This is a genomic window from Geodermatophilus sp. URMC 60, assembly GCF_053502585.1.
This window is the reverse complement of the sequence record NZ_CP199958.1, coordinates 664,733-691,033: the sequence shown is the minus strand read 5'-3', so window position 1 is coordinate 691,033 and position 26,301 is coordinate 664,733. Positions and strand designations below refer to the sequence as shown.

The 26,301-nt window shown below is 75.2% G+C and carries 24 protein-coding genes; 18 read left to right on the top strand and 6 right to left on the bottom strand.

Features of this window, described 5'->3' with window-relative positions; translation table 11 throughout:
* Nucleotides 1–198: 198 nt before the first annotated feature.
* The gene (locus ACWIX3_RS03380; protein ID WP_448610673.1) at nucleotides 199–1,011 is read right to left on the bottom strand and encodes a DUF3097 domain-containing protein; all 813 of its coding nucleotides are present in this window, start codon (nucleotides 1,009–1,011) and stop codon (nucleotides 199–201) included.
* Nucleotides 1,012–1,331: 320 nt separating this feature from the next.
* Between ACWIX3_RS03380 and ACWIX3_RS03375 the strand changes: the two genes are divergently transcribed.
* The 7 genes from ACWIX3_RS03375 to ACWIX3_RS03345 all read left to right on the top strand — a co-directional run bounded on the left by ACWIX3_RS03375 (nucleotide 1,332) and on the right by ACWIX3_RS03345 (nucleotide 9,636).
* The gene (locus tag ACWIX3_RS03375; protein WP_448610672.1) at nucleotides 1,332–2,432 is read left to right on the top strand and encodes a DUF2382 domain-containing protein; all 1,101 of its coding nucleotides are present in this window, start codon (nucleotides 1,332–1,334) and stop codon (nucleotides 2,430–2,432) included.
* 159 nt (nucleotides 2,433–2,591) lie between these two features.
* Nucleotides 2,592–3,509: an AAA family ATPase gene (locus ACWIX3_RS03370; protein ID WP_448610671.1), complete on the top strand. Its 918-nt coding sequence runs from the start codon at nucleotides 2,592–2,594 to the stop codon at nucleotides 3,507–3,509.
* A 37-nt stretch (nucleotides 3,510–3,546) separates the two neighbouring features.
* Nucleotides 3,547–4,626, top strand: a complete 1,080-nt coding sequence (locus ACWIX3_RS03365) for a vWA domain-containing protein (protein ID WP_448610670.1) — start codon at nucleotides 3,547–3,549, stop codon at nucleotides 4,624–4,626.
* 18 nt (nucleotides 4,627–4,644) lie between these two features.
* Nucleotides 4,645–5,766: an XdhC family protein gene (locus ACWIX3_RS03360; RefSeq protein ID WP_448610669.1), complete on the top strand. Its 1,122-nt coding sequence runs from the start codon at nucleotides 4,645–4,647 to the stop codon at nucleotides 5,764–5,766.
* Nucleotides 5,767–5,872: 106 nt separating this feature from the next.
* Nucleotides 5,873–6,391 carry an MOSC domain-containing protein gene (locus ACWIX3_RS03355; protein WP_448610668.1) on the top strand — a complete coding sequence of 173 codons (519 nt, stop codon included), beginning with the start codon at nucleotides 5,873–5,875 and terminating at the stop codon, nucleotides 6,389–6,391.
* Nucleotides 6,392–6,511: 120 nt separating this feature from the next.
* Nucleotides 6,512–7,648: an NDMA-dependent alcohol dehydrogenase gene (locus ACWIX3_RS03350; protein WP_448610667.1), complete on the top strand. Its 1,137-nt coding sequence runs from the start codon at nucleotides 6,512–6,514 to the stop codon at nucleotides 7,646–7,648.
* 95 nt (nucleotides 7,649–7,743) lie between these two features.
* Nucleotides 7,744–9,636 (top strand): AAA family ATPase, encoded by a 1,893-nt coding sequence (locus tag ACWIX3_RS03345; protein WP_448610666.1) that lies wholly within the window; start codon nucleotides 7,744–7,746, stop codon nucleotides 9,634–9,636.
* Nucleotides 9,637–9,754: 118 nt separating this feature from the next.
* Here the strand turns inward: ACWIX3_RS03345 and ACWIX3_RS03340 are convergent, their stop codons facing one another.
* A complete protein-coding gene (locus tag ACWIX3_RS03340; protein ID WP_448610665.1) occupies nucleotides 9,755–10,882 on the bottom strand; it encodes an NDMA-dependent alcohol dehydrogenase in 1,128 nt (375 codons plus the stop codon).
* Between the two features lie 170 nt (nucleotides 10,883–11,052).
* On the opposite strand from ACWIX3_RS03340, the gene ACWIX3_RS03335 reads away from it, so the two are divergent.
* From ACWIX3_RS03335 to ACWIX3_RS03310, 6 genes are all read left to right on the top strand, one after another.
* Nucleotides 11,053–12,498 carry a bifunctional 3-(3-hydroxy-phenyl)propionate/3-hydroxycinnamic acid hydroxylase gene (locus tag ACWIX3_RS03335; RefSeq protein WP_448610664.1) on the top strand — a complete coding sequence of 482 codons (1,446 nt, stop codon included), beginning with the start codon at nucleotides 11,053–11,055 and terminating at the stop codon, nucleotides 12,496–12,498.
* Nucleotides 12,499–12,632: 134 nt separating this feature from the next.
* Nucleotides 12,633–13,835, top strand: coding sequence for a cysteine desulfurase-like protein (locus ACWIX3_RS03330; protein WP_448610663.1), 1,203 nt, complete (start codon nucleotides 12,633–12,635; stop codon nucleotides 13,833–13,835).
* An 88-nt stretch (nucleotides 13,836–13,923) separates the two neighbouring features.
* Nucleotides 13,924–15,177 carry an iron-containing alcohol dehydrogenase gene (locus tag ACWIX3_RS03325; protein ID WP_448610662.1) on the top strand — a complete coding sequence of 418 codons (1,254 nt, stop codon included), beginning with the start codon at nucleotides 13,924–13,926 and terminating at the stop codon, nucleotides 15,175–15,177.
* Nucleotides 15,178–15,187: 10 nt separating this feature from the next.
* Nucleotides 15,188–16,507, top strand: a complete 1,320-nt coding sequence (locus ACWIX3_RS03320; RefSeq protein ID WP_448610661.1) for a GAF domain-containing sensor histidine kinase — start codon at nucleotides 15,188–15,190, stop codon at nucleotides 16,505–16,507.
* The gene (locus tag ACWIX3_RS03315) at nucleotides 16,500–17,168 is read left to right on the top strand and encodes a MadR family response regulator transcription factor (RefSeq protein WP_448610660.1); all 669 of its coding nucleotides are present in this window, start codon (nucleotides 16,500–16,502) and stop codon (nucleotides 17,166–17,168) included. Before ACWIX3_RS03320 ends, ACWIX3_RS03315 begins: the two co-directional genes overlap by 8 nt.
* A 115-nt stretch (nucleotides 17,169–17,283) precedes the next feature.
* A complete protein-coding gene (locus tag ACWIX3_RS03310) occupies nucleotides 17,284–18,309 on the top strand; it encodes an oxidoreductase (protein ID WP_448610659.1) in 1,026 nt (341 codons plus the stop codon).
* A gap of 4 nt (nucleotides 18,310–18,313) precedes the next feature.
* On the opposite strand, the gene ACWIX3_RS03305 is transcribed toward ACWIX3_RS03310, so the two are convergent.
* Together ACWIX3_RS03305 and mftR are read right to left on the bottom strand one after the other, a co-directional pair.
* Complete coding sequence (locus ACWIX3_RS03305) at nucleotides 18,314–19,669, bottom strand: VWA domain-containing protein (RefSeq protein ID WP_448610658.1); 1,356 nt, start codon at nucleotides 19,667–19,669, stop codon at nucleotides 18,314–18,316.
* 76 nt (nucleotides 19,670–19,745) lie between these two features.
* Entirely contained in the window at nucleotides 19,746–20,351 is a 606-nt protein-coding gene (gene mftR, locus ACWIX3_RS03300; RefSeq protein WP_448610657.1) for a mycofactocin system transcriptional regulator, read from the bottom strand.
* Between the two features lie 125 nt (nucleotides 20,352–20,476).
* Between mftR and mftA the strand changes: the two genes are divergently transcribed.
* The 4 genes from mftA to ACWIX3_RS03280 are packed head-to-tail and all read left to right on the top strand — an operon-like array spanning nucleotide 20,477 to nucleotide 24,106.
* Nucleotides 20,477–20,590, top strand: a complete 114-nt coding sequence (gene mftA, locus ACWIX3_RS03295; RefSeq protein WP_448610656.1) for a mycofactocin precursor MftA — start codon at nucleotides 20,477–20,479, stop codon at nucleotides 20,588–20,590.
* Nucleotides 20,575–21,021 carry a mycofactocin biosynthesis chaperone MftB gene (mftB, locus tag ACWIX3_RS03290; protein WP_448610655.1) on the top strand — a complete coding sequence of 149 codons (447 nt, stop codon included), beginning with the start codon at nucleotides 20,575–20,577 and terminating at the stop codon, nucleotides 21,019–21,021. Before mftA ends, mftB begins: the two co-directional genes overlap by 16 nt.
* On the top strand, nucleotides 21,018–22,283 hold the full coding sequence (mftC, locus tag ACWIX3_RS03285; protein WP_448610654.1) for a mycofactocin radical SAM maturase: 1,266 nt from the start codon (nucleotides 21,018–21,020) through the stop codon (nucleotides 22,281–22,283). The genes mftB and mftC overlap by 4 nt, the downstream gene beginning before the upstream one ends.
* A 20-nt stretch (nucleotides 22,284–22,303) precedes the next feature.
* Nucleotides 22,304–24,106, top strand: a complete 1,803-nt coding sequence (locus tag ACWIX3_RS03280; RefSeq protein ID WP_448610653.1) for a mycofactocin system FadH/OYE family oxidoreductase 1 — start codon at nucleotides 22,304–22,306, stop codon at nucleotides 24,104–24,106.
* 10 nt (nucleotides 24,107–24,116) lie between these two features.
* Here ACWIX3_RS03280 and ACWIX3_RS03275 read toward each other — a convergent pair whose 3' ends face one another.
* Entirely contained in the window at nucleotides 24,117–24,245 is a 129-nt protein-coding gene (locus tag ACWIX3_RS03275; RefSeq protein ID WP_448610652.1) for a hypothetical protein, read from the bottom strand.
* Nucleotides 24,246–24,295: 50 nt separating this feature from the next.
* Nucleotides 24,296–24,775, bottom strand: coding sequence for a pyridoxamine 5'-phosphate oxidase family protein (locus ACWIX3_RS03270; RefSeq protein WP_448610651.1), 480 nt, complete (start codon nucleotides 24,773–24,775; stop codon nucleotides 24,296–24,298).
* A gap of 231 nt (nucleotides 24,776–25,006) precedes the next feature.
* Here ACWIX3_RS03270 and ACWIX3_RS03265 point away from each other — a divergent pair, with 231 nt between their 5' ends.
* Nucleotides 25,007–26,233: a DUF222 domain-containing protein gene (locus tag ACWIX3_RS03265; protein WP_448610650.1), complete on the top strand. Its 1,227-nt coding sequence runs from the start codon at nucleotides 25,007–25,009 to the stop codon at nucleotides 26,231–26,233.
* Nucleotides 26,234–26,301 lie beyond the last annotated feature (68 nt).

Here is a 26,301-nt window from a genome sequence, read left to right as displayed (position 1 = left end):
CCGCCGTCCCGGCGAGGACGGGCAGCAGCAGGAGGACGCTCACCACGGCACCCGGTTCTGGCTCATCGACCCAAGGGATCGAGACGATGACGGGAGCCCGCTGCCCGCACGGGCACGTCCGGACGCCACCGGGCGGCGCGTCGTCGTGGTCTCAGTGCCCGGGAGACCCGGATGACCCGCCGCTCGCCGACGGCAGGATCACGGTGACTCCGTGACGAAGTCGATGAGCTCCTCGACCCGGCCGATGAGCGCGGGCTCCAGGTCGGTCCAGGTGCGGACCCGCGCGAGGATGCGCTGCGCCCAGACGTAGCCGGTGTCGTCCTCCCAGCCCAGCCGTCGGCAGACGCCCTCCTTCCACGACTCGCCCTTGGGCACCGTCGGCCACGCCCGGATCCCGACGACCGACGGCTTGACGGCCTGCCAGATGTCGATGAACGGGTGGCCGACGACGAGCGCGTGGTCGCCGGTGATCCGTGCCGCGATGCGCGACTCCTTCGAGCCGGTCACCAGGTGGTCGACCAGCACCCCGAGCCGCCGTCCCGACGCCGGGCGGAAGTCGCGCACGATGCCCGGCAGGTCGTCGACGCCGTGCAGCGGCTCGACGACGACGCCCTCGATCCGCAGGTCGTGGCCCCAGACCTTCTCGACCAGCTCGGCGTCGTGCTTGCCCTCGACGTAGATGCGCCCCTCGCGGGCGACGCGCGCGCGGGCGCCGGCGACGTAGGTCGAGCCCGACGCGCTGCGGGTCGGGGCGACCGGCGCCTTCGGCTTCGGCCGCACCAGGACGACCGGCCGGCCGTCGACCCAGAACCCGGGCCCGAGCGGGTAGGCGCGGACGCGGCCGAACCGGTCCTCGAGGTGGACGACGTCCTTCTCGCAGCGCACGACGGCGCCGACGAACCCGGAGCTCGGGTCCTCCACGACCAGGTCGCGCTCGGCCTCGACCTGCGGGCTCGGCTTCTTCACGGTGCGCGGGTGCACCAGGTCGTCGTACGGCGAGCGGGGAGGCACGCCCTCCAGGATGGGCACGGATCCCGTCGGCAACGGCCGCGACGCGCCGGGGCGGGACCATGTCCGACACGCCCGAGGCGCTCTACGTGACAGACCGTGGCGGAAGGTGACGCGGCACACGTCCCCTCCGGAACCCTCTGTTGCCCCCCCCGGTGAGCTGGGCAGACGGAACACGGAACGGCCCGAGGGGCCTCGGGGCGGCCCGGCACAAGCCCCTGTCGGGCGTGTCGCGACGACCGTGGCCGTTTCGTGACCCGCCGGGCGGTCACCCCAGTGATCGACAGGGACACACACCAGCTCAGATGGGAGCGACAGCCACCATGATCGGCACCGAAGCCATCAGCCGTGTGATCGGCAAGGACGTCTACGACCAGAGCGGTGACAAGATCGGCTCGGCCTCGGAGGTCTACCTCGACGACGAGAGCGGCCAGCCGGAGTGGGTGACGGTCCGCACCGGCCTGTTCGGCACCAAGGAGTCCTTCGTCCCCCTCCGGGACGCCGACCTCACCGACGACGGCCTGCGCGTACCGGTGAGCAAGAGCCAGGTCAAGGACGCCCCGCGGGTCGACACCGACGGGCACCTGTCGCCGCAGGAGGAGCAGGAGCTCTACCGCTACTACGGGTACGGCTCCGGCCAGGGCGCGATGACCGACACCACCGTGGGCCGCGCCGACCGCGACCAGACGGCGGTCATGGACCCCACGACGACGACCGAGACCGCTGGTGTGTCCGGCACCGGCGGCACGAGGGACGTCGTCGACCCCTCGACGACCACCCAGACCACGACGACCGGCACGGCGGGTACTGCCGGCACCCCAGGCATGGCGGGTGCTGCCGGCACCGCGGGCATGGCGGGTGCTGCCGGCGCCGCGGGCACGGCGGACGCCGCCGGCCGCGCCGACCGTGACCGGGACGGGATCCGCGACGACGTGCAGGGCCGCGCGGTGGGCCACGACACCTCCGGGCCCACCACCGACGAGGCGATGACCCGCTCCGAGGAGCGGATCAACGTGGGCACCCGCAGCGAGGAGGTCGGCCGGGCGCGGCTGCGCAAGTACGTGGTCACCGAGAACGTGACCGAGACCGTGCCGGTGTCGCGCGAGGAGGTCCGGGTCGAGCGCGAGCCGATCACCGACGCCAACGTCGGCAACGCGATGGACGGGCCGGCGATCTCCGAGGAGGAGCACGAGGTCACGCTCCACGCCGAGCGCCCCGTGGTGGAGAAGGAGGCCGTGCCGGTCGAGCGGGTCCGCCTGGACAAGGACACCGTCACCGAGCAGGAGCGGGTGTCGGCCGACGTCCGCAAGGAGGAGATCGAGGTCGACGGTGGCACCGGCACGGCCGGTGGGGACGACCGCGGGTTCGTGCAGAAGGCCAAGGACACCCTCGACCGCGACAACGACGGCAGGATCGGCCGCTGATCGCGGGTCCCTGACCCCCTGCGCCCGGTAGGACCGGGCACCGGACGGCGGTGGCCGGCCGAGGACCCGATCCCGGCCGGCCATCTGCCGTTCCGGGCCGGTGGCAGGACCACCCGACCGGGCAGGGCCGTGCAGGCGGGCGGGTGGGATGCTCGGGACGTGAGCGAGACCACGGTGCGGCCGGTGCCCGGTGCGAACGGCGGGATCGGCGGGCCCGACGAGCTCGCCGCGGCCCTGGAGGGCACGGGCTACCTGCCCGACGAGGGCCTGGCGACCGCCGCGTACCTGGCCCTGGTCATGCACCGCCCGCTGTTCCTCGAGGGCGAGGCCGGCGTCGGCAAGACGGCGCTGGCGCAGGCGCTGGCGGAGGTCACCGGCCGGCCGCTGTACCGGCTGCAGTGCTACGAGGGCCTCGAGGCCAGCCAGGCGCTCTACGACTGGGACTTCGGGCGGCAGCTGCTGCACCTGCGCGCCGCCGAGGCCGCGCACGCCACGGGCGACACCGAGCAGCTCGAGGCGTCCCTCTACGACCGCCGGTTCCTGCTCGCCCGCCCCCTGCTCCAGGCGCTGGAGGACTCCCCGAGCGTGTTGCTGGTCGACGAGGTCGACCGCGCCGACGACGAGTTCGAGGCGTTCCTGCTCGAGGTCCTCTCCGACTTCACCATCTCCATCCCCGAGCTCGGCACCGTCCGCGCCGTCACCCCGCCGCTCGTCGTCCTCACCTCCAACCGGACCCGGGAGGTGCACGACGCCCTCAAGCGGCGCTGCCTGTACCACTGGCTGCAGCACCCGGACTTCGACCGCGAGGTGGCGATCCTGCGCCGCCGGCTGCCGGACGTGACCGATCAGCTGGCCCGCGAGGTGGCCCGCGCGACGGCGAAGCTGCGCACCCTCGACCTGCTCAAGCCGCCGGGGGTCGCCGAGGCCATGGACTGGGCGACCGCGCTGCACACGCTCGGCGCCCGGGAGCTGGACCCCGACGTCGCCGCGCGCACGCTGGGCGCGGTGCTCAAGTACCGGGAGGACACCGACCGCGTGCACGCGATGGCCCGGGGAGCGCTGTTCGGTGGGGGCTGAAGGAGGACCCCGTCCTCCCCGGGATGTCGTCGACACGGTGCTGGGCTTCGCGCGCACCCTCCGGGTCGCCGGGGTGGCCGCCTCCCCGGACCGGGTCGAGGCGATGCTGGCCGCCGTCGCCGCGCTCGACGTCCTCGACGCGACCGACGTGTACTGGAGCGGCCGGTTGACGCTGTGCGCGGGCCCGGACGACCTGGACCGCTACGACGCCGCCTTCGCCGCGTACTTCGGCGGCGAGTCGCCGCGGCCGGTTCCGCCGGCGGCGCAGCAGCGGCAGCGGACGGTCACGACCGCGCCGCTGGACCCCGGGCAGGGCCAGGGGGACGGCGAGTCGCCGCCCGACCTCGCCGGCCAGGCCAGCGCCGACGAGGTGCTGCGCCACCGGGACGTCGCCGACCTGACCGGGGCCGAGCGCGAGCAGCTGCGCCGGCTGTTCGCGCTGCTGGCGCCGGCCGCGCCGATGCGGCCCTCGCGCCGACGCCGGCCCAGCGCGCACGGCGCCGTCCACGCCTCGCGCACCGTGCGCCGCGCGCTGCACGACGGCGGCGAGGTCATCCGGCTGCTGCACCGGCGGGCCCGGCCGCGACCGCGCCGCGTCGTCCTGCTGATCGACGTCTCGGGCTCGATGAGCCCCTACGCCGACGCGCTGCTGCGCTTCGCGCACGCCGCCGTCCGGGCGCATCCCGCGGCGACCGAGGTGTTCACCGTCGGGACGCGGCTGACCCGGGTGACCCGCGAGCTGCGGCTGCGCGACCCCGACAAGGCGCTGGCCGCCAGCGGCTCGGCGATCCCCGACTGGTCCGGCGGCACCCGGCTGGGCGAGGTCCTCAAGGCCTTCCTCGACCGGTGGGGCCAGCGCGGCACCGCCCGCGGCGCGGTCGTCGTCGTGTGCAGCGACGGCTGGGAGCGCGGCGGCACCGACGTGCTCGCCGAGCAGATGACCCGGCTGCGACGGCTGGCGCACACGGTCGTGTGGGTGAACCCGCACAAGGGCCGGGAGGGCTACGAGCCGCTCACCGGCGGGATGCAGGCGGCACTGCCGTCGGTCGACCACTTCGTGGCCGGACACAGCCTGGCCGCGTTCCAGCAGCTGGCGGGGGTCATCTCCCGTGCGTGAGCCCAGAGGAGGGCAGCCGTGCGTGACGTGCTCGAGGACCTGATCGGCTGGTGGCAGGCGGGCGAGACCGTCGGCATGGGCACGGTGGTGGCCACCTGGCGGTCCGCCCCCCGCCCGGCCGGCGCCTCGATGCTCGTCGGACCCGACGGCACGGCCGTCGGCAGCGTCTCCGGCGGCTGCGTCGAGGGCGCGGTCTACGAGGAGGCCAAGGACGTCGTCGAGACCGGCGTCCCCACCCTCGAGCGGTACGGCGTCAGCGACGACGACGCCTTCGCGGTGGGGCTGACCTGCGGCGGGATCCTCGACGTCTTCGTCGAGCCGGTGTCGCGGGAGTCCTTCCCCGAGCTCGGCGAGGTGGCCGAGTCGGTGGCGCAGCACGAGCCGGTCGCCGTCGTCACCTGCGTCGCCGGCCCGGAGGACCGGGTGGGACGGCGGCTGGTCGTCTGGCCCGACCGCAGCTCCGGCACCCTCGGTCTGCAACGCCTGGACGACGCGGTCGCCGACGACGCGCGCGGCATGCTGGCCGCCGGCCGCACCGGGATGCTGCACGTCGGCCACGACGGTGAGCGCCGCGGCGACGACCTGTCGCTGTTCGTCAACGCCTTCGCGCCGGCCGCCCGGATGGTGGTCTTCGGCGCCATCGACTTCGCCGCCGCCGTCGCCCGGGTCGGCGCCTTCCTCGGCTACCGGGTCACCGTCTGCGACGCCCGGCCGGTCTTCGCCACGCCCAAGCGCTTCCCCGACGCGCACGAGGTGGTCGTCGAGTGGCCGCACCGCTACCTGCAGGCCGAGGTCGACGCCGGCCGGATCGACGAGCGCACCGTGCTGTGCGTGCTCACCCACGACCCGAAGTTCGACGTCCCGCTGCTGGAGGTCGCGCTGCGGCTGCCGGTCGCCTACGTGGGCGCGATGGGCTCGCGGCGCACGCACGAGGAGCGCCTGGCCCGGCTGGAGGCGGCGGGGCTGTCCAAGGAGGAGATGGCCCGGCTCTCCTCCCCGATCGGGCTGGACCTCGGCGCCCGCACGCCCGAGGAGACCGCCATCTCGATCGCCGCCGAGGTCATCGCCGGGCGCTGGGGCGGCTCGGGGGAGCGGCTCACCGGCACCGAGGGACCCATCCACCGGACGGCCGAACGTTAGGCCCCCTCCCGGGGCCCGCCCCGGGCGCCCGAGGGGTGAGGAGGAGGGGGTCCTCCCCCTGCGGTACCGGTACGAGGTCGAGGTCGTCGCGCTGCTGGCCTCGCCGGTGCACCGATACGACGGCCGGCCCGCCGGCCCCGTCCCCGACCAGGACGGCGACCGGCGCGAGGCGATCGAGGTGCGGGCCGGGTACGGCGTGGTCGGTGACCGCTACGCCGGACGCCCGGCGCACCGCGACGCGCAGCTGACCGTGCTCGCCGTCGAGGCGCTGGAGGCCGTCGCCGCCGAGATCGGCGCCGCCCCGTTCGACCCGCTGCTGGCCCGGCGCACCGTCGTCCTGCGGGGTGCGGAGGTGGAGGCGCTGCGCGGGCAGCGGTTCGCGCTGAAAACCGGGTCCGGGCCGGTGCTGCTCGACGGCGGGCGACCGGCCCACCCCTGCGCCTGGATGGACGTCGTCCTGGCGCCGGGCGCGCACCGGGCCCTGCGGGGGCGCGGCGGCGTGCGCTGCGCCGCGCTGTCGGACGGTGTCCTGCGGGTCGGTCCCGCCGTCCTCGCCACCGCCGTCCGGCTCGACCCGGCCCGCGCGGGGGAGCCGGTCCGTCCCGCGCCCCGAGCCAGGGCGTGACCACCTGCGATCCGGCGTGACCCAGGACACACTGGCCCGGCACGAGGGTCTCGGGGGCACGACCTGCGACAGCAGCGACCCCCGGCCCACCCGCATGGCGTTCCGTGACCTGGAGGATCGATGAAGACCAGAGCAGCCGTCCTGCGCGACGTCCACCAGCCCTTCGAGATCGTCGAGCTCGACCTGGACGAGCCCAAGGCCGGGGAGGTGCTCATCCGGTACGTCGCCGCGGGCCTGTGCCACTCCGACGAGCACCTGCGTCACGGCGACATCGTGCCGCGGTTCCCGATCGTCGGCGGCCACGAGGGCGCCGGGGTCATCGAGGCGGTCGGCCCCGGTGTCACCCGCCTGCAGCCCGGGGACCACGTCATCTGCTCGTTCCTGCCCGTGTGCGGCCACTGCAGGTGGTGTTCCACCGGCCGCTCGAACCTCTGTGACCAGGGCGCGACGATCCTCGACGGGTGCCTGCCCGACGGCACGTACCGCTTCCACTCCGACGGCGAGGACCTCGGCGGCATGTGCATGCTGGGCACGTTCTCCGAGCGTGCGGTGATCAGCGAGAACTCCGCCGTCAAGGTCGACCCGGACCTGCCGCTGGAGAAGGTCGTCCTGATCGGCTGCGGCGTCCCCACGGGCTGGGGCTCCTCGGTGCACGCCGCCGCCACCGAACCGGGCGACACCATCGCCATCTACGGCATCGGCGGCATCGGCATCAACTCGGTGCAGGGGGCCGCGCTCGCCGGTGCCCGCAACGTCGTGGCGATCGACCCGCTGCCGAACAAGCGCGAGGCCGCCGAACAGCTCGGCGCGACGCACAGCTGTGAGACCGCCGAGGAGGCGCACGACCTCATCCAGCAGCTGACCAACGGGGTCGGCGCGGACAAGGCGATCATCACCGTGGGGGTCGTCGACTCCGCCGTCGTGTCCAACGCCGTCGGCACGATCCGCAAGGGGGGCACGGTGGTCATCACCGGCCTCGCCGACCCGACGAAGACCAACATCGAGCTCAACAGCGCGATGCTGACCCTCTTCGAGAAGACGGTGAAGGGCAGCCTCTTCGGCTCCGGGGACCCGTTCCACGACATCCCCAAGATGGTTGAGCTCTACCAGGCCGGTGACCTCAAGCTCGACGAGCTGATCACCAAGACCTACACGCTGGACCAGGTCAACGAGGGTTACCAGGACCTGGTGGACGGCCGGAACATCCGCGGTGTCATCGTCTACGACACCGCACCGCTCGAGGGCGCCGGCGCCTGATTCAGGCACACCCCGCGGCCGGGTCCGGGTGTCGTCCGGACCCGGCCGCGGGCCGCCCCGCCGTCCGACCGGCCCACCGCGACGAGAGGGAGCCCGTGACAGCCGACAGTCCCCCCGCCACCAGCCCGGTCATCGGGCTGCGCCGGGAGCGCGAGGTGCTCACCGTCGCGCTGCAGACCAACCGGCACGTCGTCCTGGAGGGGCCGCCCGGCACCGGGAAGTCCACCCTGCTGCGGGCGATCGCCGACGAGGTCGGCAAGGAGGTCGTCTTCGTCGAGGGCAACGCCGAGCTGACCCCGGCACGTCTGGTGGGCCAGTACGACCCGGCCGCCGTCATGGCCGACGGGTACGTCCCCAGCAGCTTCACCGACGGGCCGCTGCTGACCGCGATGCGCGGCTCGGGCCTGCTCTACCTCGAGGAGCTCAACCGGATCCCCGAGGAGACGCTCAACGTCCTCATCACGGTGCTCACGGAAGGCGAGATCACCGTCCCGCGGCTGGGTCTGGTCCGGGCGACGGCCGGCTTCCGGCTGATCGCCGCCATGAACCCGTTCGACGCCATCGGCACCGCGCGCGTCGGCCAGGCGATCGCCGACCGCATGTGCCGCGTCGTCCTCGGCTACCAGGACGCGGCCGCCGAACGCGCCATCGTCGCGGCGGTCACCGGAGCCGACCCGTCGCCGATCGGCCTGGCCGTGCGGCTGGTCCGGGCCACCCGCGAGCACCGCGACCTGCGCACCGGTTCCTCGGTGCGCGGCGCGATCGACCTGGTCCTGCTGCTCGGCGGGCTGTTGCGCCTGCGCGGCGGCTACGGCCTGTCCGCACCGGGCGCCCGCGAGGCCGCACGAGACGCCACCCACGCCGCGCTCTCCGGCCGGGTCCGGGTCACCGAGGGCGTGGAGCGCACCCCCGAGTCGGTCCTGGACGAGATCCTCGACGAGGCCTGGCCCGAGGACGCGCCGCCGCCCGAGGAGGACGAACCGGCCGGCAGCGAGGCCGGGGCCGAGGGGGACTCCCCGGGAAAAGGTGAGGGCCTGCCGTCGGAGACGGCGGGCCCGGAGACCGAGTCGGCGTCCGCGCTGCGTCGTGACCGGCGCGGCGGTGGTGGCGCCCGCCGGCAGACCAGCCGCCGGGAGATGGCCATGCGGCACGCCTCCTTCGAGGAGGTCAGTCCCGAGGTCGGTGAGCTCGACCAGGAGGCGTTCGCCGAGCTGATGGGGCAGGACCCCGATGCCGCTGCTGCGCTGCTCGCCGACATGGCGCTGGCGATGGACCGCGACCTGCGGGCGGCGGCCCGCAGGCTGGCCTGTCGCGTGTTCATCCAGGTGGGCCGGGTGGGTCGCACCCGCACCCGGGGTACCCGCCGACTGGTGCACGACCGGTACGCCGAGGGCGACCTGGACCTCGACCGCACCCTCGACCGCTGGTCGGGGACCTGGCCGCCGTCCACCGACGACCTGGTGACCCGCCGCTGGAGCGGTGCGCGCCGGGCGGTGTGCCTGGTCGTGGACAGCTCGGGGTCGATGAACGGCCTGGCGGTGGCCATCGCGGCGGTCGCCGCCGCGGGCGTGGTGCTGGCCGCCGACGAGCGGCTGGAGACCAGCGTGCTCACGTTCTCCGGCCGGGTGGAGGTGCTGCAGCGCCTGGGCCATCGGCGCCCGGCGGAGGACCTGGTCGGGCAGTTGATCGGACTGCGCGGGCACGGGATGACCGACCTGGCCGCCGCCCTGCGGGGTGCCCGCACCCAGCTGCTGTCCGCGGTGGCCGACGAGCGCGTCGTCGTCCTGCTGTCGGACTGTCTGCACACCACGGGGGACGCCCCCGAGTCGGCACTGGCCGGCATCGACCGGCTGCACGTGCTGTGTCCGCTGCCCACGCCGGAGGCCGAGGTCGCGGCCCGGGCGCTGGCCGCCCGCGGTGGCGGGTCCGCAGAGCTGGTCCGCACGCTGACCGACGTCGGGCCGGCGCTGACCCGCGTCCTCGGCTAGGGGTCGGCCGGGTCCCCGGTGGACGTACCCGCCCACCGGGGACGGCGGCAGGACCCGCAGCCGCCTCCGTCGGCCCCCGTCCGGGGTCCTCCCACGGTGAGGAGGACGGGGTGCTCTCTCAGCGGTCGGCGTCGGTGTAGACGACCATCCCGCGGATGTTCTTGCCGTCGCGCATGTCCTGGTAGCCCTGGTTGATGTCCTCGAGCGAGTACCGCGTGGTCGCGAGCTCGTCGAGCTTGAGCTGCCCCTCCTGGTAGAGCGAGAGCAGCTCGGGGATCGCCGCGCGTGGGGCCAGGCCGCCGAAGATGGCGCCCTGCAGGTCCTTCTGCAGCAGGGTCAGCTCGAACAGGCTCAGCTTGACGTCGGTGTTGGCGGCGTTGCCCATCCCGGTGACGACGGCGCGGCCGCCCTTGCCGGTCAGGCTGAGCGCGGTCTGGATGTCCTCGCCCTGGATGTCGCCGACGGTGATGATCGTCTTGTCGGCCATGCGGCCCCAGGTCAGCTCGTTGACCTTGTCGGTCGCCTCCTCGGCCGACTCGAAGACGTGCGTGGCGCCCAGGTCCATGGCCCACTCGCGCTTCTTCGCCACCGGCTCGATCACCATGACCCGCTTGGCCCCGGCCGCCGCCGCGCCCTGGACGGCGTTCATGCCGACACCACCGGCGCCCATGACGATGACGTTCTCGCCGGGCCGGACGTCGGCGACCTTGGTGGCCGAGCCCCAGCCGGTGGTGACGCCGCAGCCGACCAGCGCGGCGATGTCGAGCGGGATGTCCGGCTCGATCTTGACGACCGACGCCTGGTGCACGGTCATGTAGGGCGAGAACGTGCCGAGCAGGCACATCGGGATGACGTCCTTGCCGCGGGCCTGGATGCGGTAGCTGCCGTCGGAGATCGACGTGCCGGCGAGCAGGTTCGCGCCCAGGTCGCAGAGGTTCTGCATCCCCTTCGAACACGGCGGGCACTGCCCGCAGGCGGGGATGAACGCGGTGACGACGTGGTCGCCCTCCTGCAGGCCGGTCACCCCGGGACCGACCTTGGTGACGACGCCGGCGCCCTCGTGCCCGCCGATGACCGGGTAGAAGGCGACGGGCGTGCCGCCGGTGACCAGGTGCTCGTCGCTGTGGCACAGCCCCGAGGCGGCCAGCTGGACCTGGACCTCACCCTCCCTGGGATCCCCGAGCTCGATCTCCTCGATCGACCACTCCTCGCCGACACCCCACAGGATCGCGCCCTTGGTCTTCACCCGATCGTCCCTCCGTCCTGACCCGGCCACGCCGGCGGGTCGTCCACACGAGCACAGCTCACCGAGTGTGCGCCGCGCCACACCCTGAGCGGGCGGGGGGTGGTCGTCAAGTGGGCCGCAACGCAGCGTGCAACGTCGAGGTGCCACTCGCGGTCCGGGAGACTGGCGCCGTGTCGGGGAGCCCGGTGGTCGTCGTCGGCGCCGGGCCGGTCGGGCTGACGGCGGCGCTGCTGCTCGCCCGCGGCGGCCTGCCGGTGCTGGTGCTGGAGCGGCAGGCCGCGCCCTACGGGCAGCCCCGCGCGGTGCACCTGGACGACGAGGCCCTGCGCGCGCTCGCCGACGCCGGGGTCGCCGACGGCTTCCTCGCGCTCAGCCGCCCGATGCGGGGACTGCGGCTGCTCGACGGGCGCGGCCGGGTGCTCGCGCAGTTCACCCGCTCGTCGTCGTCCGGACCGCACGGCTGGCCTCAGGGGTCGTTGTTCTCCCAGCCCGACCTCGAGGAGCTGCTGCTGGCCGCCGTCCGGCGGGAGCCGGGCGTCGAGCTCCGCACCGGCTGCGAGCTCGTGGACCTGGCGCAGGGCGGCGGGGTCACGCTGACCGTCGCCGACCGGGCCTCCGGTGCGCGCTCGCAGCTGCGGGCCGCGGCGGTGCTCGGCTGCGACGGTGCGAACAGCACGGTGCGGGCGCTGGTCGGGGCCCGCATGCGCGACCTGGGCCGGCCCGACCGCTGGCTGGTGGCCGACCTGCGATCGGTGCGGCCGCTGCCGTTGTGGCCCGGGGTGCACCAGGTCTGCGATCCGCACCGGGCGGCGACCGCCATGCCGGTGTCCGGGGACCGCTACCGCTTCGAGTTCCGCCTGCTGCCCGGCGAGACCCGTGACGACCTCGTCGCCCGGCTGCCCGCGCTGCTGGCCCCGTACGGCGCCGCGGACGCCGAGGTCGAGCGGGTCGCCGAGTACGTCTACCGGGCCCAGGTGGCCGGCCGCTGGCGGTCGGGGAGGGTGCTGCTCGCCGGGGACGCCGCGCACCTGACCCCGCCGTTCATCGGGCAGGGCCTGGGGCTCGGGCTGCGCGACGTCCACCAGCTGGCCTGGAAGCTGGCCGCCGTCCTGGCGGGGACGGCCCCCGAGCGGCTGCTCGACACCCACCAGGCCGAGCGCGAGCCGCACGCGCGGGCGATGGTGCGGCTGGCGCTGCTGCTGGGCCGGCTGATGACCGGGGGGAGCGGCGGCGCCGCGCTGCTGCGCCGCGTCGTGCTGGCCGGGGTGGGGCGGGTGCCCGCCGTCGCGCGCTTCGCCACCGACAGCCGCACCCCGCCGCTGCGCCGCGGTCCGCTGGTCGTGCGCCGCGGCCGCGCCGGCCGGCGGCTGGCGGGGTCCCTCCTGCCGCGCGCTGCCGTGGCGGTCGACGGCCGTGCGGTGCCGGTGGACGACGTCCTCGGCCCCGGGACGGCGCGGCTGCGGCTGCTCGCCCCCGGTCGGCTGGCGGTGCGCCCGCGCGGGGGGCGCGAGGTCGAGGTGGCCGACGTCGACGGGGCGCTCACCACGTGGCTGCGCCGGGCAGGGGCGACGTCCGTCGTCGTCCGGCCGGACCGGATCGTGCGCTCGGCGTCCTGAGCGGCGGGCGGTGAGCTGCCGCCACGGTGCACCCGGGGTGGCCCCCGGCCCCGTCGGGACGACCGCGGGCGCACACCCGGCGATCGAGGGACACCGCGCTGCGTGCACCCACCGCGACCCGGCATGCTCCTCCGGTGAGCTACGACGCCAGCGCCGTCCGCGCCTGCTTCCCCGCCCTGCGCGCCGGGACCGCCCACTTCGACGGCCCCGGCGGCTCCCAGGTGCCCGAGTCGGTGGCCGCCGCGGTGGCGGCCACGCTCACCTCGCCGATCGCCAACCGCGGGCGGGTCACCCAGGCCGAGCGCAACGCCGACGACGTCGTCCTCGCCGCGCGGCAGGCGGTCGCCGACCTCGTCGCCGGGGACCCCGGCGGCGTGGTGTTCGGCCGCAGCACGACCCAGCTGACCTACGACCTCTCCCGCGTGCTCTCGGTCGGCTGGGGCCCCGGCGACGAGGTCGTGGTGACCCGGCTGGACCACGACGCGAACGTCCGCCCGTGGGTGCAGGCCGCGCAGGCCCGCGGGGCGACCGTCCGCTGGGCGGACTTCGACCCGGCCACCGGGGAGCTGGCCCCCGAGGCGGTCGGGCGCGTCCTCTGCGACCGCACCCGGCTGGTCGCCGTCACCGGCGCCTCCAACCTCATCGGCACCCGGCCCGACGTCGCCGCGATCAGCGCTCTGGCCCACGAGGCCGGGGCCCTCGCGTACGTCGACGGCGTGCACCTGACCGCGCACGCCGCCGTCGACGTGCGCGCGCTGGGCGCCGACCTCTACGCCTGCTCGCCGTACAAGTTCCTCGGCCCGCACCTGGGCTGCGTCGTCGCGGACCCCGGCCTGCTGGGGACGCTGCACCCCGACAAGCTGCTGCCCTCCACCGACGCCGTCCCCGAGCGGTTCGAGCTGGGCACGCTGCCCTACGAGCTGCTGGCCGGCACCACCGCCGCGGTCGACTTCCTCGCCGGTCTGGGCGGCCCGGAGGGCGACCGCAGGGCGCGGCTGGAGGCCGGGATGGCGGCGCTGGAGGCGCACGAGGACCGGCTGCGGGAGCGGATCGAGGACGGCGTCCGTGCACTGCCCGGCGTCACCGTGTGGTCCCGGGCGGAGCGGCGCACGCCCACCCTGCTGCTCACCTTCGACGGGCGCGACGCCGCCGACGCGTACCGCGCCCTCGCCGCGCGCGGGGTCAACGCGCCCGCCGGGTCCTTCTACGCGATCGAGGCCTCCCGCCACCTCGGTCTCGGGGACACCGGCGGCCTGCGGGTCGGCCTCGCGCCGTACAACGACGACGACGACGTCGACCGGCTGCTCGTCGGGCTGGGGGAGTGGCTCGACCGCTGACGGCGGAAGGTCGTGCGCCATCCGGCCGTGTGACAGCGGTCACCGGCGGGCTAGTCTGGGCGGCACCGCCGAGAGCCCGGAGGTCGTCGTGCCCGCTGCCGTGCGCACCCCGAGCAGGGCGTCGACGACCGCCGCCGCTCCGGCCCGGTTCGCCTCCCCGGCCGGTGGTGCGGTGCGCCCGGCCCCGGCCGTCGCCGCGTTCACCAAGTACCTGGTGCCCGAGGTCGTCTTCGGCTGGGGCTCGCTGTCCGAGGCCGGCTGGGCCGCCCGGCGGCTGGGTGCGCAGCGGCCGTTCGTCGTCACCGACGCCGGGCTGGTGCAGGCCGGCTGGTGGGAGGAGCTGGCCGGCCACCTCGCCGAGGCCGGACTGCGGGCGACGGTCTGGCAGGAGCTGACCCCGAACCCCAAGGACCACGAGGTCGCCGCGGGCGCGGAGCGCTACCTGGAGAGCGGCTGCGACGTCCTCGTCGGCCTCGGCGGCGGGTCGGTGATCGACGCGGCCAAGGCGATCGCGGTCGTGGCCGGCAACGGCGGGCAGATCCTCGACTACGAGGGCGTCGACAAGGTCACCGCGGCGATCCCCCCGACCGTGATGTGCCCGAGCACCGCGGGCACCGGCGCCGACGTCTCGCAGTTCGCCGTCATCACCGACACCACGCGCCGGCTCAAGTCGACCCTGATCGGCCGGGCGCTGGTCCCCGACATCTCGATCACCGACCCGCGGCTGCTCACCACGATGCCCGACGACCTCGCCGCCGCCACCGGCCTGGACGCGCTGACGCACGGCATCGAGGCCTTCGTCTCCCGGGCGTCCGGCCCGCTCACCGACGTGCACGCGCTGCACGCCATCGAGCTGATCTGCCACTGGCTGCGCGGCACCCTCGACCGGCCGGAGGACCCGGCCGCGCGCACGGCGATGGCGCAGGCCAGCCTCGAGGCGGGGCTGGCCTTCACCAACGCGATCCTCGGCGCCACGCACGCGATGAGCCACCAGGTCGGCGGGCTGCTCGACCTGCCGCACGGCGTCGTCAACGGCGTCCTGCTGCCGCACGTCATCCGGTTCAACGCGCGCAGCGCGCCGGACCGGTTCACCCCCGTAGCCCGGGCCATGGGCATCGACGTCACCGGGCTGCCGGCCGACGTGGCCGCCGAGGAGGCCGCCGAGGCCGTCGGCCGGCTGGCCGGGGACCTGGGCTGTCCGCGCGGGCTGGCCGAGCTGGGCGTGCGGGAGTCCGACATCGAGACCCTGGCCGTGACCACCCTCGGCGACGCGTGCCTGTCGACCAACCCCCGCGACGCCGACTGCACCGACATCGCCGCGCTGTTCCGCGCGGCCCTGTGACGCGCCGCTGATGCGCGCACCGGACATCAGCGAGCTCACCGGGCTGCGCTCGTCCAAGCCGAGCTGGTACGCCGAGTACCGGCAGACCGCAGAGAACCTCGACCGCGCGCTGGGTTCGCTGGAGCACATCGCCGGCGTCCTCTCGGCCACGGGGCAGGGTGCCCACGCGCTGTGCCGGGCCGTCGTCGACGCCACCGCCGAGCACCTCGGCGAGCCGTGGGCCGTGCTGGCGCTGTCCGGGACGGCGCTGCCGCTTGCCCGGCCGCGGATGCTCGGCCGCGGCCCGTCGGGGGTCGGGGTGGGGCGGATGGCGCTGCTGCCCGAGGTGGTCCGGCGTCCGGTGGCCGAGGCGCTGGCCGCCGACGCCGTCGAGCCGTGGCAGACCGGGGACGGCGCGGTCGTCGTCCCGCTGGTGGTCGACGGCGAGCCGGTCGGCGCGCTGGTGGCCTGCGGCGGGCCGCGGCGGACGGCGACCGCCGCCGACCTGGCCATCCTGCGGATCGCGGCCAACCAGTCGGCCGTCGCGCTGCTCTCGGACCACCTGCTGGCGCGGTCGGAGGGGCTGCGCCGGCAGACCGAGGAGCTCTACGCGCAGGCCCAGCAGCGGGCTCGCGACCTCGCCGACCGGCACGAACAGCTGGCCGAGGCCGAGCGGCGGCTGGACGTCGCCGCGCAGCGCGAGGCGGTCGACGCCGAGCGGCACCGGATCGCCCGCGAGCTGCACGACAGCGTGGCCCAGCACGTGCTCTCGGCGGGGATGACCATCGAGTGGTGCCGGCCGGAGGTGGCCCACCACGGCGCGGTCTACGAGCGGCTCGGGCACGCCAAGGCGCTGACCCGCGAGGCGGTGGAGCGGCTGCGCGGCGCCATCCACGCGCTCTCCACGGACGGCCACGGGGACGGCGACGGGCTGCCCGCGCTGCTGGGCCGGCTCTCCGACGTCTCCCCGGTCCCGGGACTCGCCGTCGCCGTCCGGGTGGAGGGGCGCCCGCGCGAGCTGCCCGCCGAGGTCGAGCACTCGCTGTTCCGGATCGCCTCGGAGTGCCTGTTCAACACCGCCCGGCACGCGCAGGCCACCCGGAGCACCGTGCGGCTGGCCTACCGGCCCGACGAGCTGCGCCTGTCGGTCGCCGACGACGGCTGCGGCGATCCGGACGTGCTGCGCCGGGCGCTGCGGGCCTCCGGGCGCCGGGACGACGGGTACCACCGCGGGCTGGGCAACATCGCCTCCCGCTGCGCGGAGATGGGAGCGACGGTGCGGTTCACGCGGGCCCGCATGGGCGGGGTGCGGGTGGAGGTCCGGATGCCGTGGGACGCCGTCGATGGGTGAGCGCCCCGGGGAGACCATCCGGCTGGTCATCGTCGACGACCACGCGATCGTCCGGCAGGGGCTGCGCTCGATCCTGGAGCGCGAGCCGGACATCGAGGTGGTCGGCGAGGCGGCGTCCGCCGGTGAGGCCCTCGACCTGGTGGCCGCCAGCCGGCCGCACATCGTGCTGCTCGACCTCAAGCTGTCGGCGGGGTCGGACGTCGCCGGGCTGACGCTGTGCGGGCAGCTCACCGCCGCGACACCGGCGCCCGGCGTCCTGGTGGTGACGACCTTCCTCGACCAGCAGCTGGTGCTCGAGGCGATCCAGCGCGGCGCCCGCGGCTACGTGCTCAAGGACGTCGACGCGGTGGCGCTGGTGGCCGCGATCCGGGCGGTGCGCCGCGGGGAGAGCGCCTTCGACAGCCACAGCGCGACGATGGTGGTGCGCTCGCTGGCCACACCGGCGCCGTCGCCCGCGGCGGCCGCGGGGCCGGACCTCACCGCCCGCGAGCGCGAGGTGCTCACCCTGCTCGCGCGCGGGCTGTCCAACGAGGCGATCGGCCGGGAGCTGTTCATCTCGGCGACGACGGCGAAGTTCCACGTCGGCAACGTCATGCGCAAGCTGGCGGTCTCCCGCCGCGCCGAGGCCGTCTACGCCGGCTCGAAGCTGGGTCTCATCTAGCCGTGACGACACGCGCACGACACGCAGGAGGCGGTCCACGACCCGTGACGGCCGCGCCGGGGGGTGGTGATCGGCCGTGTCGTCCGACACCCGCCCGGCCCTAACTTCCTCCGGCATGACGACCACCGCGACGGGATCCGGACGGATCTCCCTCGGCGACCGGACCGTGCACCGCATGGGGTACGGCGGCATGAAGCTCACGGGGCCCCGGGTCACCGGGCCACCGGCCGACCGCGAGGCGGCGCTCGCCGTCCTGCACCGGGCCGTCGAGCTGGGGGTCGACCACCTCGACACCAGCGGCCTCTACGGCCCCCACGTGGTGAACGACCTGATCCGCGAGGCGCTGCACCCCTATCCCGAGGACCTGGTCATCGTCACCCGGGTCGGTGCCCGCCGGACGCCGGAGGGCGGCTGGGACGAGGCGTTGACGCCCGACGGGCTGCGCCGGTCGGTGGAGGAGGACCTGGAGCACCTCGGGCTCGACGCGCTGCACGTGGCCAACCTGCGGATGCCGGGGCTGGGCGAGCCGGGTGAGCGCTCCCTCGCCGAGCCGTTCGAGGCGCTGGTGCGGCTGCAGCAGGAGGGGCTGGTCCGCCAGCTCGGGATCAGCCACATCACCAGCCGGCAGGTCGCCGAGGCCCGCGGCATCGCCCCCCTGGCCTGCGTGCAGAACCACTACAACCTGATCCACCGCACCGACGACCGCCTGGTCGAGGAGCTGGCCCGGGACGGCATCGCCTACACGGCGCTGGAAGGCATCTCCTACACGTCGTTCTTCCCCATGGGCGAGATGAACCCTGAGCAGTCCGCGGTGCTTGAGGCGGTCGCGCAGCGGGTGGGCGCGAGCGCCATGCAGGTGGCCATCGCGTGGCTGCTCGCCCGCTCGCCCAACGTGCTGGTCATCCCGAGCGCGACCTCGGTCGCCCAGCTGGAGGAGCTCCTGGGGGCGGCCGAGGTGACGCTCGGCGCCGATGGGATCGAGGAGCTGGACCGCATCGTGACCATGGGCGGACCACCCGCCGGCGGCGTGCCGGCCTGGGGCGGTGGCGGCCCGGGCGGCCCGCCGGCGTGGGGCGGTGGCGGCCCGGGCGGCCGGCCCCCGTGGGCCGGCGGCGGCCCGGGCGGCCCGCCGTCCCGGTGAGGCACTAGCGGGAGGCTGCCCGGGTGACGACGTCGGTCGCCCAGCTCTCCAGCCCCGAGTGGTCCCGGATGACCTCGACCCGGTCGCAGCTGTCCGCGTAGGCGGGCAGGTCGCAGCCGCCCAGCGCCCACGAGTACCGCGGTTCCGGGGTCAGCCAGATCGTCTCGCGCACCCGGCGGGTCAGGTCGGCGAAGACGTCCAGCCGCGGGGCGTTGCCGTTGCCGCGCCCGTCGCCGAGCACCAGGAGCGTCGAGCGGCGGGTGAAGGCGCCGGAGTGGTCGGCGGCGAGCTGCGCGAAGGCCGCGCCGTGGTCGCTGGAGGCGTCCACGTCGATGACGTCGCCGCCGAAGACCAGGCCCAGCGCGTGCTCCAGCGGGTGCTCGTCGAACAGGTCGGTGATCTCGACGACGTCGTCCACGAAGGCGAAGGTGCGCACCTGCGCGAACAGGTCCTGCAGCGCGTGGACGACGTGCAGCGTGAACCGCGCCGTCGTCCGCACCGCCAGGCTCACGTCGGCGACCACGACCAGCCGCGGCTTGTCCTCGGTCAGCCGGGTGGTCACCGGCCGGAACGGGACGCCGTCGTAGCGCAGGTTGCGCCGCATCGTGCGGGCGACGTCGACGCGCCCACGCGGGGACTGCCGCTTCTCGTGCGTCAGCCCGCCGTGCAGCGAGGTGGCCAGCCGGCGCAGCGAGTCCTCGATCCGGGCGCGCTCGGCCTCGGTCACCTTCTCGACCGGCGCCCGGGCCGGCTCGCGCTCCTCGATGGCGAGGTCGGTCATCCCGGCGAGCTCCTGCAGGTGCGCGGCGAGCAGCTCGGGCAGGTCCTCGATCACCCCGGCGAGCTGGCGGCGCAGCGCCTCGGCCACCTCGGGGTCCAGGTCACCGACCGGGTCGGCCAGCCAGTCGCGCAGCGCCTGCTGCTGGGCCACCGACAGCTCCAGGTCCAGGTGCGTGCCCCCGCCGCGGACCAGGTCGCCCGGCAGGCCCGGGTCGTGCAGCCGCGACACCTCCAGCTGCACCTGCTGCGCGTCGTCCCCCTCCCGCCCGCGGCTCTCCGACGACAGCACGATCTGCTGGGTCAACGAGGCCAGGTCGACCTTGTTGGCCTCCTGGTGCAGGTTGTGCTGCGCGGCCAGGTCCTCGGGCCTGAAGAACTCCTTGATGTCGACCGGCTTGCCGTGGCTGTGCCCCTCCTGCACGTCGGCGGCCGGGTCCGGCGACCACGTCATCTTCTGCAGCTCGCCGGTGTCGGCCAGGTCGTCGTGGGCGTGCCCGTGCCCCTCGTCGGCGTCGACCACGGCCCGCAGGCCGAAGAAGCGGGTGAAGGTGTCGGCGAAGACCTCGGCGTCCCGGCTCACCTCTCACGTTCCTGGCTCACGACCAGTGGTGAGCCAGGAGCCCCGATGATCAGCTCACCTGATCATCGGGACGGGGTCAGGGGCGGGACGGCGCGGTGCGCAGGGCGGGGAAGCCGAGCGCCAGCTGGTCGAAGGCCGTGTGCAGGGCGGCCGCGAGCGTCGTCCTCCCGTCCGCCAGCCACACCTCGAACGCCGTCGTCGCCGCCGCCCGCGTGCTGGTGGCGACCAGCCGGGGGAGCAGCGCCTCCGGGGACTGCCCGGTGCGGCGGGCGACGTGCTCGGCGACCACCCGGTCGACGTCGGCGTAGCGGACCTGCGCGTGGGCCTGCAGCGCCGGCTCGCCGAGGATCAGCGCCATCCGCTGGCGCAGGATCGGGAGGTCCTCGGCGGCGTAGTCGTTGACCTCGACGTAGGCCGCGCAGATCGAGGCGAGCACCGGCTGGTCGTCGCGGGTGGCCGCCAGCAGCCGCTCCAGGCGGTCGACGTGCGCGCCGAACTCGCCCCACACCGCGTCGGCCTTGGTCGCGAAGCAGCGGAAGAACGTGCGCCGGCTGATCCCCGCGGCGTCGGCGATCTCGTCGGCGGTGACCTGCTCGAAGCCGGTCCGCGAGAACAGCTCCAGGGCTACCTGCTGGATGCGGGCGCGGGTGTCGGCGCGCACGTCTGCAGGCGCCTCGGTCACGACCCCATCTTGCGGCACCGGCGTGCCGGCGGACGGCACGCCGCGGCCCAGCAGCGGTGTTGCCGGGTGGCACTGGGTGTCACTAACGTCCCCGCCACCGCGTAACCCAGATCACAGGAGGCGCCATGCCCGAGTCCGACGACACCCAGGCGGCCGAGGCCACCGCGGTCGAGGAGGTCCTGGTTGAGGAGTCCCTCGTCGAGGAGGTCTCCATCGACGGCATGTGCGGGGTGTACTGATCGACGCCCCCGTCGCGGCGCCGGCCCAGCAGGTGCGCGAGGCCGGCGCCGCACCACCGTCGGGCTCCGGCACCCCCGCGCCGGCCCGCACCGCTGACTTCGACCCGTCGCTGCCCTGGCGGCGGGCCCGCTCCGTGGCCCTGCGCCCGGAGCCCTTCGGCGCGCTGGTCTACCACTTCGGGAACCGGAAGCTCTCCTTCCTGAAGTCGAAGGCGCTGGTCGCCGTCGTCGAGACGCTGGCCGAGCACCCCAGCGCCGACGCCACCCTCGTCGCGTGCGGGGTCCCCGAGGCCCAGCACCCCGCCTACCGCAAGGCGCTGGCCGACCTCGCGCGTTCGCAGATGATCGAGAGAAGGACCCCGTCGCCCCCCGCCGCTCGCGAGCTCGCGGCGGGTCCCTGCGACGAGGCCGCCCCGGAGGCTCACCCATGACCGCCGTCCTGCCGTCCCGACCCGCCGTCCCGCCCCGCCCGACCGGTGGCCGCCTCGTCGACCAGTTCGAGTACGGGCTGGACGCGCCGATCTGCCTGACCTGGGAACTGACCTACGCCTGCAACCTGGCGTGCGCGCACTGCCTGTCCAGCTCCGGGCGGCGGGACCCGCGGGAGCTGTCCACCGCCGAGGCCGAGGCGGTCATCGACGAGCTGCAGCGGATGCAGGTCTTCTACGTCAACGTCGGTGGTGGCGAGCCCACCGTCCGGCCGGACTTCTGGCACCTCCTGGACTACGCCGTCGGCCACGACGTCGGCGTCAAGTTCTCCACCAACGGCGTCAAGCTGGACAGGGCCCGCGCCGAGCAGCTGGCGGCCACCGACTACGTCGACGTCCAGATCTCCCTGGACGGCGCGACCGCCGAGGTCAACGACCGGGTCCGCGGCGCCGGCTCGTACGCCACCGCCATCCGCGCGCTGGAGAACCTCGCCGAGGCCGGGATGCGCGACTTCAAGGTCTCCGTCGTCGTCACCCGGGAGAACGCCGGCCAGCTGGACGAGTTCAGGGCGCTCACCGACCGGTACGGCGCCCAGCTGCGGATCACCCGGCTGCGCCCGTCCGGCCGCGGCGCCGACGTCTGGGACCAGCTGCACCCCACCCAGGCCCAGCAGCGCGAGCTGTACGCGTGGCTGCTGGCCAACGGCGAGAAGGTGCTGACGGGCGACTCGTTCTTCCACCTGTCGGCGTTCGGGGAGGCGCTGCCGGGCCTGAACCTCTGCGGCGCCGGGCGGGTCGTGTGCCTGATCGACCCGGTGGGCGACGTCTACGCGTGCCCGTTCGCCATCCACGAGCAGTTCCTGGCCGGCAACGTGCGCGACGAGGGCGGGTTCCAGCGCGTCTGGCAGTCCAGCGAGCTGTTCGCCGAGCTGCGCAGCCCGCAGACCGGCGGCGCCTGCACCAAGTGCGCGCACTTCGACGCCTGCCGGGGCGGCTGCATGGCCGCGAAGTTCTTCACCGGCCTGCCGCTGGACGGGCCCGACCCCGAGTGCGTGCAGGGCTACGGCGAGACCGCGCTGGCCGCACGCGAGGCCGATCTGGTGAAGCCCAGGAGCCACCTCGACCACTCGCACACCGGCCCGGTCCGCGGCCAGCCGACGCTGCTGGGCATGCCGTCGATCCCGACGGCGCCGGCCGTGTCCTCACCCACACCGCCCGCCCGGATGTGCGACGAGTCGCCGCTGGCCGGGCTCGAGCTGCGCTGACGGGGCTGCTCGACCCGCTGGTGCTCGCGGGCCGGACGGCGCCCTCCCGGGTGCTGTTCGGCCCGCACGAGACCAACCTGGGCCGCGGACGGGCGCTGTCGGAGCGGCACGTCGCGTACTACGCCCGCCGGGCCGCCGGCGGCTGCGGCGTCGTGGTCACCGAGACCGCGTCGGTGCACCCGTCCGACCACCCCTACGAGCGGGCGCCGCTCGCCGCCCACTGCGGTCCCGGCTGGGCCGACGTCGCCGCCGCCTGCCGCCCGCACGGCGCGCTGGTGCTCGCCTCGCTCGGGCACACCGGGGCCCAGGGCAGCCCGGGGTACGCGCAGACCGCGCTGTGGGCGCCGTCCGCGGTGCCCGACGTCGCCACCCGCGAGGTGCCCGTCGCGATGGAGCAGGCGGACGTCGGCGCGCTGGTCGCCGGCTTCGCGGCGGGCACCCGGATCGCGGTCGACGCCGACGTCGACGGCGTGGAGGTCGACGCCGGCGCGCGCTCGCTGCTGCGGCAGTTCGCCTCCGGCCTGACCAACTCCCGCACCGACGCGTACGGCACCGACCGGCTGCGGCTGCTGCGCGACGTGCTGGCCGCCGTCCGCGCGGCACTCGGGCCTGGGCGCGTCCTGGCGCTGCGCCTCTGCTGCGACGAGGAGGCGCCCTGGGCCGGGATCACGCCGGACCTGGCCGCCAGGCACGTCCGCGCGCTCGCTCCGCTGGTGGACCTGCTCGTCGTCGTCCGCGGGAGCGGCCTGGCGCCGTCGGCGTACCGGCCCGACGGGCACGCTCCGCCCGGCTTCAACGCGGACCTCACCCGGTCCGTGCGGGCGGCCGCCGGCGGGACGCCGGTCGTGCTGCAGGGCTCGGTCGTGGACGTCGTCGCCGCGCAGCGGACGCTGGACGACGGTGTAGCCGACGCCGTCGAGATGACCCGCGCGCAGATCGCCGACGCCGACCTCGTGCGCAAGGCGCGGGCCGGCGTCCCGGTGCGGCCGTGCACCCTGTGCAACCAGGCCTGCCAGGTGCGCGACGTCCGCAACCCGCTGGTCAGCTGCGTCGCCGACCCGTCCGGCGAGGACGCCCTCCCGGACGGCGCCGGGCGGCGGGTGACCGTCGTCGGCGGCGGGCCGGCCGGGCTGGAGGCCGCGCGGGTGCTCGCGTCCGCGGGAGCCGAGGTCCGGCTGGTGGAGCGCACCGACCGGCTCGGCGGCGCGCTGCGGCTGGTCGCCGCGCTGCCCGGCCGGGCTCGCTTCGCCGACCTCGCCGACTGGCTGGCCGGGGAGGCGGCGCGGCTGGGAGTGCGGATCGAGCTGGGGACGGCCGCGGCGGCCGGGGACGTCGTCGCGACGGGCGCACGCCGGCAGATGGGTGTGCGCGCCGCCGACGTGCTGGCCGGCGGGGAGCTGCCGCCCGGGCCGGTGGTGGTGCACGACCCGGTCGGCGGGCCGGTCGGCGTGGGGGTCGCGGAGCTGCTCGCCGCAGCCGGCCGGGAGGTCACGGTGGTGACTCCGGACGCGGTGGTCGGCGAGCGGCTCGGCGGCGACCTCGCGCCGGCCAACGCGCGGCTGGCTCGGGCGGGGGTGCGGCGGGAGACGTCGTCCGTGCTGCGCTCGGCCGGCGACGGGGTCGCGGTCCTGGCCGACCGGTGGACGGGGGAGGAGCGGTCCGTGCCCTGCGCCGTCGTCGTCGATGCGGGTCCCGGCCTGCCGGGGGACGTCCCGCCCGGGGTGCTGGCCGCCGGGGACGCCGTCGCGCCGCGCACCGTGCTCGAGGCGGTGCTCGAGGGACGGCGCGCGGCGCGGACGCTGCTCGTCGCGCCGCTGGGCTAGCGCGGCAGGGCTAGCGCGGCAGGGGGACCATCGCCGCACGGCCGTGCGGCAGCAGGTCGGCCACGGTGAGCGTGGCGAGGAAGGCGAGCAGGACGGCGATGGTGAGCACCTGGGCACCTCCAGAGGGGACGCCGTCCACGCTGACGCGGCCTGCTGAGGGCCCGGTGCTCACCGGCTGGGTGCCGGCTGTCAGAGGTCGACCTTCTTGTGCTCGCCGGTGTCCGGCTTGTCGCCGGTGGCCTTGGCCTTCACGAAGCTGAACACGGTGGCCAGCCGGTTGCCGGGGCTGTCCCAGTACTCCGCGGAGTCGCCGTCGACCTTGACCAGCACGACCGAGGGGTCCTCCGGGCCCTGCGGCAGCCAGGCCTCGACACCGCTGTTCCACAGCTCCTTCTTCTTGGCGACGTCGCTGACGATGACGGCCTCACCGGTCAGGGAGACCCAGCTGCCGCCGGAGCCGGCGCCGACGTTCACCTGCGGCGAGTGCGAAATGTGGCCCAGCCACGGCGCGCTCTGCTCGGCGAAGAACCACAGGTCGCCGTCGAACTCGACCTCCTGCAGCGCCATCGGCCGGCTGGTCAGCTTGCCCTCGGGCGTCGTGGTGGTCAGGAAGCCGAACCTCTCGCCCTTGAGCAGTTCGGCGACCTTGCGGGTGTCCTCGGCGCTCATGTCGTCCTCTCGGGAGTGTGCGATCGGGTGTCGCACGACTCCTGCCCACGGCGGTGGGCGCTGACACACCTCCGCCGCGCTGCCGACGACGTGTCCGCAGGGTCGCCCGGACCTCTGCCGTCAAGGGTGCTGCCGGATCTGTGGACGGGCGTCCGACCTGCGGGAACGCGTGGTCTGCAGCTGCCGGATCGGCTAGACTTCGAACGCCCGATCGAATCGGCCGGAGATGTCGTGGAGCAGCTGCTGGCCGCGCTCGACGCCCTGGCCGCCGAGGACCTGACGCTGTTGTTCGGCCCGGCGCTGCTGGAGCGGCTGCGGCCGCTGCTGGTGGCGCAGAACCGGATCGCCGCGGAGGTGGCCCGCACGGTGCGCGAGGCCGAGGTGTCCGGCGCGGCGGAGGTCGACGGGCTCACGACCATGGCCTCCTGGCTGCGCGGGCACGGCCACCTGTCGACCGCGGAGGCCGCCCGGGTGGTGCGCACCGGCCGGGCGCGGGCGCACTTGCCCGCGCTCGCCGCGGCGTTCGCCTCCGGTCATGTCACCAGCGAGCAGGCCGGCGTGATCGCCCGCGTCGCCGAGGCTCAGCACCTGACGGCCGCTGCGGAGCAGGGCGTCGACCTGGCCGTGGTGGACGCGGTGCAGACCGGCGTGGCCTGCGAGCGGCCGTACGCGGACACCGCGCAGGCGGTGCACCACTACCTGCACCGGCTCGACGAGGACGGGCCGGAGCCCGACCCCACCGAGGGTCGGCGGCTGGTGCTGGCCAGGCACGCCGACGGGTCAGTGACCGGCCGGTTCGACCTCGACGCCGTGGGTGGGGAGAGGCTGCGGGCGGCGCTGGAGTCGGTGGTGCAGGCCGGCCGGTGCGCTGGGGACGAGCGCACCCGGGCCCAGCAGCAGGCCGACGCGCTGGTGCAGCTGTGCGACAACGTCCTCGCCTCGGGTGACCTGCCGACGCTGCGCGGCCACAAGCCCCAGGTCATCGTCACGGTCGGCATCGAGGACCTGGCCGACCCGAGCACCGGCCGCGGGGCCGCCCGGCTGGGGTTCGGCGCAACCATCTCCGCCGCGCGGGCGCGGTGGCTGGCCTGCGACGGGGCCGTCACCCGAATCGTGATGGGCCCCGACGGCGTGCCGCTGGAGCACGGCCGCACCGTGCGGCTGTTCCCGGCGCACGTGCGGCGGGCCGCCGAGGTCCGCGACAGGGGCTGCGTGTTCACCGGCTGCGCCGCCCCCACGCAGTGGTGCGACGTGCACCACCTGCTGGCCTGGATCGACGGCGGAGCCACCGACCTTGCCAACGCCGCGCTGCTGTGCGAACGGCACCACACCAAGGTCCACCACGGGTTCCCCGTCGAGCGACAACCCGACGGCCGGTGGCGCACCCGGCGCCCCGACGGCACCGAGATCCTGACCGGACCCCAACGCACCGGACCACCACTGGTCACCGCAGCCTGACCCACACCCCACGCACCGTCACACAGCCGGCGATCACACAGCCGGCGATCGACCGACGCCCACCCACG

What these genes read in the sequence shown, in the direction of transcription:
- ACWIX3_RS03270 (WP_448610651.1), bottom strand. Translation starts at nt 24,775, where the DNA reads ATGAGCGCCGAGGACACCCGCAAGGTCGCCGAACTGCTCAAGGGCGAG.
- ACWIX3_RS03350 (WP_448610667.1), top strand. Translation starts at nt 6,512, where the DNA reads ATGAAGACCAGAGCAGCCGTCCTGCGCGACGTCCACCAGCCCTTCGAG.
- mftA (WP_448610656.1), top strand. Translation starts at nt 20,477, where the DNA reads ATGCCCGAGTCCGACGACACCCAGGCGGCCGAGGCCACCGCGGTCGAG.
- ACWIX3_RS03320 (WP_448610661.1), top strand. Translation starts at nt 15,188, where the DNA reads ATGCGCGCACCGGACATCAGCGAGCTCACCGGGCTGCGCTCGTCCAAG.
- ACWIX3_RS03375 (WP_448610672.1), top strand. Translation starts at nt 1,332, where the DNA reads ATGATCGGCACCGAAGCCATCAGCCGTGTGATCGGCAAGGACGTCTAC.
- ACWIX3_RS03310 (WP_448610659.1), top strand. Translation starts at nt 17,284, where the DNA reads ATGACGACCACCGCGACGGGATCCGGACGGATCTCCCTCGGCGACCGG.
- mftC (WP_448610654.1), top strand. Translation starts at nt 21,018, where the DNA reads ATGACCGCCGTCCTGCCGTCCCGACCCGCCGTCCCGCCCCGCCCGACC.
- ACWIX3_RS03315 (WP_448610660.1), top strand. Translation starts at nt 16,500, where the DNA reads ATGGGTGAGCGCCCCGGGGAGACCATCCGGCTGGTCATCGTCGACGAC.